Below are 7,954 nucleotides of genomic sequence, written 5' to 3'. Positions count from 1 at the left end.
ATTCAAATGCGGCATCGGTCACCTTCGCCTCAAAGCCCAGCTCTACACCGTGGGCTTGAAAGCCATGTACCATCAGCTCGGACAACTCCGTGCGTAACAATACTTACCGAGGCTTGCGCACGCCGAACCGGTAGCTGCTTACGGAGTGGAACGTTTCGCCCGGCCGAAGCGCCGTGCCGGGGAATTGGGGCTGGTTGGGTGAGTCAGGAAAATGTTGGGTTTCGAGGCAGAATCCGGCGTTTTTGACGTACACCGCGCCCCCCTTGCCCGTCAGGGTGCCGTCGAGGAAATTGCCGGCGTAGAACTGGATGCCGGGCTGGTCGGTGGTTACGTCCAGGGTGCGGCCGGTGGTGGGCTCGTGCACGCTGGCGGCGGCGTGGGCGCCGGTGGCGTGGTTCAGCACCCAGTTGTGGTCGTAGCCGCCAGGCACCTGCGCCATGCGCTCCCCGATGGCGCGGGGCGTGGTGAAATCGAAGGGGGTGCCGCGCACGGGGCGCAGCTCGCCGGTCGGAATCAGCGTGGCGTCCACTACCGTGTAGCGGTCGGCGTTTAGGGTTAGCTCGTGGCCCAGAATGTCCTGGCCAGCGCCGTGGTTCAGGTTGAAGTAGGCGTGGTTGGTGAGGTTGATAAACGTAGCCTGGTCGGTGGTGGCGGTGTAGCTGATTTGCAGCACGTTGTCAGCGGTTAGGGTGTACACCACTCTCACGCGCAGGTTGCCGGGGTAGCCTTCCTCGCCATCCCTGCTCAGATAGGTCAGCGTCAGGTTTTGGCCCTCTGCCGAAGTGCCGGCCTCGGCCTGCCACACCACCTTGTCGAAACCCACCTTGCCGCCGTGCAGCGCGTTCGGGCCGTTATTTTTAGCCAAGCTATATTCCTGGCCATCCAGCGCGAATCTGCCGTCTTTGATGCGGTTGCCGTAGCGTCCAATCAGCGCCCCGAAGTAGGGACCCGATTTAAGATACTCCGGGCTTTGGTAGCCGCTCACGTGGTCGAAACCTAGGATAACATCGCCCAAACGGCCGTGTTTATCAGGCACCAGCAGGCTGGTGAGCGTGCCGCCGTAGTTGGTGATGCGGGCCATTACGCCGTTGGCATTTGTGAGCGTGAAAAGCTGCACGTGGGTGCCATCGGTGGTTTGGCCAAATGGCGCAGTAGTGGGCATTGAAACGGTGGTCATTGGCAAGGGCATCTAATGGGGTACTGAGCCAGGGCTGCGGCGGGACTGCATTGGGTACGGCCAAACGCAGGGCACGGTAGTCACTGACCACGGCAAAGTGCGCCGGAAAAATCTCAAAAGCCAAAGCAGGCACGAAGCGGCCCGTCCAAACCGGCCATACGCTACCTTAGCCCGCTCCTTCACCCGGCTGCCACGGGGCGGCCCCATTCCTCCCGCATATGTGGTCTAGCCTCCGTCGGCGTTGCGCCGTTATCACCAGCCTCACCCTAGCCGCCGGGGCCACCAGCCAGGCCCAGCAATTTACGCCGCAGGTACAGGAATTTATTAAGGTGAACGCGCCTACGGTGGCCCTCACCGACGCCAAGGTGCTGGATGGCACCGGCCGCCCTGCCTTGCTGCACCAAACGGTGCTGCTCCAGAACGGCCGCATCACGCAGGTAGGCCCCCTGAAAAAGGTGAAGGTGCCGGCTGGCGCCCAGGTCATCAACTGCGCGGGCAAAACCCTGATTCCCGGCCTGGTGATGCTGCACGAGCACCTGTACTACACCATGCCCGCCGGCCCGTTCTTCAACATTGCCCAGATGCCCTACTCCTTCCCGCGGCTGTACCTTGCCGGGGGCGCCACTACCATTCGCACGGCCGGCAGCATCGAGCCCCAAACCGACCTGGCCGTGCAGCGCCTCATTGGCGAGGGCAAGCTCATCGGGCCCGACATGGACGTGACCGCGCCCTACATCGAAGAGGCCAGCCTGGACATTCCGGCCCTCAACACCGTGAAAGGCCCCGAAGACGCCGCCGCCACCACCAAGTTCTGGGCCGACAAAGGCTGTACTTCGTTCAAGATGTACATGCACGCCACCCGCGCCGACCTCGCGGCCGTGGTGGCCGTGGCGCACCCGCGCCAGCTCAAAATCACCGGTCACCTCTGCTCCATCACCTACCGCGAGGCGGCCGAAATCGGCATCGACAACCTGGAGCACGGCTTCATGGCCAGCTCCGACTTTGTAGCCAACAAAGCGCCTGATGCCTGCGACCCCGGCGTGCGCCAAAGCCTGCTGCGCCTGCCCCAGAATAGCCCCGAAATGACCAGCCTCATCCGCTTTCTGGTGAGCAAAAAAGTGGCCCTTACCTCTACCCTGCCGGTATTTGAGCCCTACACCGGCCGGGAAGTGGTGCTCGGCGGCGGCCTCGAATCGTTGATTCCGCAACTGCAGGAACGCGAAACTGCCATCTGGAAGCAAAACCAGCAAAAGGACACCGCCAGTCTGCGCCTGTTCAAGAAGGAAATGGCCTGGGAAAAGCAGTTTTACGATGCCGGCGGCCTGCTCGTGTCCGGCACCGACCCCACCGGTGCCGGCCGCACCGTGGCCGGCTACGCCAACCGCCGCCAAGTGGAGCTGCTGGTAGAAGCCGGCTTCACAGCCGTGCAGGCCATCAAAATCAGCACCCTCAACGGCGCCACCTACCTGGGCCGCGAGAAGCAAATCGGCACCATTGAGGCCGGCAAGCAGGCCGATTTGGTTCTCATCGACGGCGACCCCGAGCAGGATATTCAGCACATGCGCCGGATGGAAATCGTGTTCAAAAACGGCGTGGGCTTCGATTCCGCCAAGCTCTTTGGGTCCATGAAGGGAAAAGTAGGATTGAACTGACCCCGGCGAGTTGACGACCTTCCCAGAAAGCGACCAGCCGCTCATTTCCAGCGGCATCACCGACATCCGGCTTTGGTAGGCACTGCCTGGCCTGCACCCCATGCGCTTTGCTCTTCTTAGGGCGCAAGGCCAGTTGGAAGTTGCGGCGCTTTCGTGGATGGTTTTGTACAAGCCGTTGAAAGCAACAGCATCAAGCCAACTTCCCAGGCAATAAAAGCCCTGCCAGCTGATGCTGGCAGGGCTTTTATTGCCTGCAGGAATTCAGAAAAGAATCATTACCCCAGCACCGTGGCCCGCGTACCGGCCAGCACCTTGGCGCTCTGGTCGCGCACGGCCTGGGCAATGCCGGCGGCATCAAAGCCGCACTCTTTGTAAAGCTCGTCCTGCGAGCCGTGCTCCACCACGCGGTCGGGGATGCCGAGGCGGATGATGGGCAGGTGGAAGCCATGGTCGGTGAGGAATTCGAGCACGGCCGAGCCGAAGCCGCCGGGCAGGCAGCCGTCTTCCACGGTCACAATGGCGCGGTAGCGGCGGGCGATGTCGCGCAGCATTTCCTCATCCAGCGGCTTGCAGAAGCGCATGTCGTAGTGGCCCGCGTCGAGGCCTTCGGCGGCCAGGGTGTCGGTGGCCTTCACCGCGTAGTTGCCGATGTGGCCGATGCTGAGGATGGCCACGCCGCCCTCGGCGCCTTCGCGCACCACGCGGCCCGTGCCGATGGCCACGCGCTGCAGCGGCGTGCGCCACACGGGCATCACGCCCTCGCCGCGCGGGTAGCGTATACTGAAGGGGCCGGCGTTTTCGGGCAGCTGGGCAGTATACATCAGGTTGCGCAGCTCCTGCTCGTTCATCGGGGCCGAAACCACGATGTTGGGGATGCAGCGCATGAAGGCCAAATCGTAGCAGCCGTGGTGGGTGGGGCCGTCGGCGCCCGCAAAGCCGGCGCGGTCGAGGCAGAACACCACGTGCAGGTTTTGCAGGGCCACGTCGTGCACCACCTGGTCGTAGCCCCGCTGCATAAACGAGGAGTAGATGTTGCAGAACGGCACCAGTCCCTGCGTGGCCATGCCAGCCGAGAACGTGACGGCGTGCTGCTCGGCAATGGCCACGTCGAAGGCCCGGTCGGGCATGGCGGCCATCATGATGTTCAGCGACGAGCCCGAGGGCATGGCCGGCGTCACGCCCATTATTTTGTCGTTGGCCTCGGCCAGCTCCACCAGCGTGTGGCCGAACACGTCCTGGTACTTGGGTGGCTGGGGCTTCTCGGGGGTCTTTTTGTAAATCTCGCCCGTGATTTTGTCAAACAGGCCCGGCGCGTGCCACAGCGTCTGGTCTTTCTCGGCCAGCGCGTAGCCCTTGCCCTTCACCGTCACGCAGTGCAGGATTTTGGGGCCGGGAATGGCCTTCAGGTCGTTGAGGATGGTGACGAGGTGCTGCACGTCGTGGCCATCCACGGGCCCGAAGTAGCGGAAGTTCAGGGCCTCAAACAGGTTGCTTTGCTTGAGCAGGGTGGCCTTCATGGCGGCCTCTACTTTGCGGGCAATCTGCTGGGGGTTGGGGCCGAATTTGCTGAGCTTGCCCAGCACATTCCACAGCTCGTCGCGCACTTTGTTGTAGGTGCGCGAAGTGGTGATGTCGGTGAGGTATTCCTTGAGCGCGCCCACGTTGGGGTCAATGCTCATGCAGTTGTCGTTGAGGATAACCAGCAGGTTGGACTTGGCCACGCCGGCGTGGTTGAGGGCTTCGAAAGCCATGCCGGCCGTCATGGCGCCGTCGCCGATAACGGCAATATGCTGCCGGTCTTTCTCGCCCTTGTAGTCCGAGGCCACGGCCATGCCCAGCGCCGCCCCGATGCTGGTGCTGCTATGGCCCACCCCGAAGGCATCGTACCTGCTCTCGCTGCGCTTGGGAAAGCCCGACATGCCGTGGTAGCGGCGGTTGGTGGGGAACTGCTCGCGCCGGCCGGTGAGGATTTTATGGCCGTAGGCCTGGTGGCCCACGTCCCACACCAACTGGTCGTCGGGTGTGTTGAACACGTAGTGCAGGGCCACCGACAGCTCTACCACGCCCAACGAGGCGCCAAAGTGCCCGCCGTAAATGCTCACGGAGTCGATGATGAAGTCCCGGAGCTCGGTGCTGAGCTGGACTAATTGCTCAGGAGCAAGCTTTTTGAGGTCGTCGGGCGAGTCTATCGCCGCGAGTAGCGGGCCGGGTTCAACTATCATCAGGGCAGCGTCGGTGGGATGGTGACGGTGTGTAACCATCTGACCCGCTAAAAGATTAGCGGGCCTCGGCAAAGGTACGACGCGCGACGAACAGCGGTTGTGACAACCGGGATAATCCGGCCTTTTGTCGGGGTTCGGGGGTTGATAATCTAGTTTGTAGCTATTCCGGCGGTATTCGTGGGGACCTTTGCGTATCAGCAAAGAGGAATTAACCGGTTTGCGGTTACACTCTCTTTGCAACCAGAAAAAAGGACGCCGGATGCAACCTCCGGGTCAATTTGTGGCACTTTGGCCGCTATGTATTGTATGAAACAAAAAGTATCGGCTACGGCCGTATTACTGGCTGCCCTGCTGGGCACCAGCCAATTAGCCGCGGGGCAGCAAACCCCCGGCACCCGCCCAACAACAGCTCCAGCCGCTGTGCGGGCCACTACCGGCCGCATCACGGGCACGGTGACGGAGGCGGGCACGGGCAAGCCCGTCTCGTATGCCACAGTGGCCGTGCTCGACGGCGCGGGCAAGGTAGTGAACGGTGGCGTGGCCGGCGACGACGGCACGTTTATCCTGGCTGGCATTCCGGCCGGCAGCTACATGGTGCAGGTGAGCTTTGTGGGCTATAAGAACGAAGAGCGGCCCGGCACCCTGGTGCCGGCCGGCGGGGCCGTGGACCTGGGCAAGATAATCCTGACCACCAGCGCCCAGAAGCTGGGCGAAGTGGTGGTGACCGGCCAGAAGGCCATCATAGAAGAGCGGGTGGACCGCACGGTGTACAACGCCGAAAACGACCAGACCACCCGCGGCGGCGACGCCACCGACGTGCTCAAGCGCGTGCCCCTGCTCAGCGTAGACCTCGACGGCAACGTGAGTTTGCGCGGCAGCTCCAGCATCCGGGTGCTCATCAACAACAAGCCCTCGACCATTGCGGCCGGCAGCATTGCCGACGCCCTGAAGCAGATTCCCGCCGACCAGATTAAGACCGTGGAGGTCATCACCTCGCCCTCGGCCAAGTACGACGCCGAAGGCTCGGGCGGCATCATCAACATCATCACCAAGACAAACAACCTGCGCGGAGCCACCCTGGGCATCAACACGAGCACGGGCCTGCGCAGCAGCACCTTGGGCCTGAACGGTGGCCTGCGCACCGGAAAGATGGGCTTTTCATTGGGCGGCTACGGCCGGGCGCAGTACAACGCGCCGGGCGAGTACTCCAACCTGCAAACCACACGTCCCCTGGCGGGCAGCACGCCCTTCACCACCACCCAAACGGCCGACACCCGCACGCAGGGCGTCTTTGGGCGCTACACCCTGGGCTGGGACTACGACATCAACAAGTTTAATTCCCTGCAGGCGTCGGTGTCGTACGGCACCCGCAGCGGCCGCAACTTCCAGGACGACCTGACGACGACGACCTACGCCGGCGAAGTGGCCACCGGCACCCCGCTCTCGTTTTCGCGGCGCGACGTGGCCACCAAAGACCTGTCGGGCACCGTGGACGCCAGCCTGAACTACACGCACGTGTTCGAGAAGCCGCAGCACGAATTCAGCATCCTTACGCTATTTAGCCGCAACGACCGCACCAACACGTTCACCAACAATATTTTCGGCGCCACAGATGACCGGGCCAGCCGCATCGAGAACAACAACCCGAGCTACAACGAGGAATACACTGCGCAGTTCGACTACCAGAACCCCCTCAGCAAGACCCAGATTCTGGAAATGGGCGTGAAAAACATCCTGCGCCGGGTCAATTCAGACTACAGCACCACAAGCTTCGGGGCCAACGGCGAAGTAATTTCGCCCCAGTCCGGTGTGGGCCTGGTGAACAACAACCAGTTCAACTACCGCCAGAACGTGACGGCCGCCTACACGGCCTACACCCTGAGCCTGCCCCAGGGCTTCACCATCAAGCCGGGCCTGCGCTACGAGTATACCGTCATCGACGCTGATTTTGCCAACTCCACCGTGCCGGTCAACATTCCCGACTACGGCGTGCTGGTGCCCAGCGTGAACCTCTCGCGCAAGCTGGCCAACGCCAACGTGATGAAACTGGCTTATAACAAGCGCATTCAGCGGCCGTCGCTGCAGTTCCTCAACCCCAACGTGAACTCGGCCAACCCCAAGGACATCAGCCGCGGCAACCCTACGCTGGCCCCGGAATACACCGACAACGTGGAGCTGGGCTATAGTACCGCCTACAAAGGACTGAACCTGAACTTCAGCACGTTTGTGCGCAACACCACGGGCTCCATTGAGGCCCTGCGCACCGTGCGCTCCGACACGGTAGAAACCACCTATGCCAACATTGGCCGCCAGCGGGCCTACGGCGGCAGCATTTTCGCCAACATCTCCGGGCCCAAAGTCAACTTCAACGCCGGCATCGATACGTACTACTCCACCCTCACCAACAACGTGAGCGACATTCGCTTCAATGCTTCCAACGAGGGCTGGGTGGCCAGCGGCCGCATCGGCGGCTCCTACAACTTCACCCCGGTATGGGGCGTGCAGGCGTTTGCCTTCTACCGCGGCCGCCAGGTGCAGCTGCAGGGCGAGCAAACCGGCCAGGGCTTCTATACGCTGGGCATCAAGCGCGACTTTGCCGAGAAGCGCGGCAGCCTGGGCTTTGGGTTTGATAACTTCTTTACGCCCAACATCACCGTGCGCACCAACGTGGTGTCGCCGCTCATCGACCAAAACAACCGCCGCGTAACGCAGTCCATGGGCTTCCGCGTGAACCTGAGCTACCGCATTGGCAAGCTCACGGTGGCTCCTCCGCGCCGCCGCCGCAGCATCAACAACGACGACCTGAAAAGCGACGGCGGCGGCGATGCCGGCGGTGTTGGCGGTGCCGATGGCGGCGCTACCGGCGCGCCCCGGCTGGCGGCGGCCGGCCCAGTGGCCAGGGC

At 62.7% G+C, this 7,954-nt stretch carries 4 protein-coding genes; 2 read left to right on the top strand and 2 right to left on the bottom strand.

Annotation, left to right across the window (positions count from 1 at the left end; all coding sequences use genetic code 11):
• Nucleotides 1-103: 103 nt before the first annotated feature.
• Nucleotides 104-1,177 carry an aldose epimerase family protein gene (locus BEN48_RS14725; RefSeq protein ID WP_206599868.1) on the bottom strand — a complete coding sequence of 358 codons (1,074 nt, stop codon included), beginning with the start codon at nt 1,175-1,177 and terminating at the stop codon, nt 104-106.
• A 218-nt stretch (nt 1,178-1,395) separates the two neighbouring features.
• Between BEN48_RS14725 and BEN48_RS14720 the strand changes: the two genes are divergently transcribed.
• Complete coding sequence (locus BEN48_RS14720; protein ID WP_070735661.1) at nt 1,396-2,829, top strand: amidohydrolase family protein; 1,434 nt, start codon at nt 1,396-1,398, stop codon at nt 2,827-2,829.
• A 275-nt stretch (nt 2,830-3,104) separates the two neighbouring features.
• Here the strand turns inward: BEN48_RS14720 and dxs are convergent, their stop codons facing one another.
• Entirely contained in the window at nt 3,105-5,051 is a 1,947-nt protein-coding gene (gene dxs / locus BEN48_RS14715) for a 1-deoxy-D-xylulose-5-phosphate synthase (RefSeq protein WP_070735662.1), read from the bottom strand.
• A 306-nt stretch (nt 5,052-5,357) separates the two neighbouring features.
• Here dxs and BEN48_RS14710 point away from each other — a divergent pair.
• On the top strand, nt 5,358-7,954 hold a 2,597-nt coding region (locus BEN48_RS14710), incomplete at its 3' end, for a TonB-dependent receptor domain-containing protein (protein ID WP_070735660.1).

This window comes from Hymenobacter glacialis (assembly GCF_001816165.1).
GTDB lineage: Bacteria > Bacteroidota > Bacteroidia > Cytophagales > Hymenobacteraceae > Hymenobacter > Hymenobacter glacialis.
Note: the sequence above shows the minus strand (reverse complement) of the source record. Positions and strands in the feature narration are given on the sequence as shown.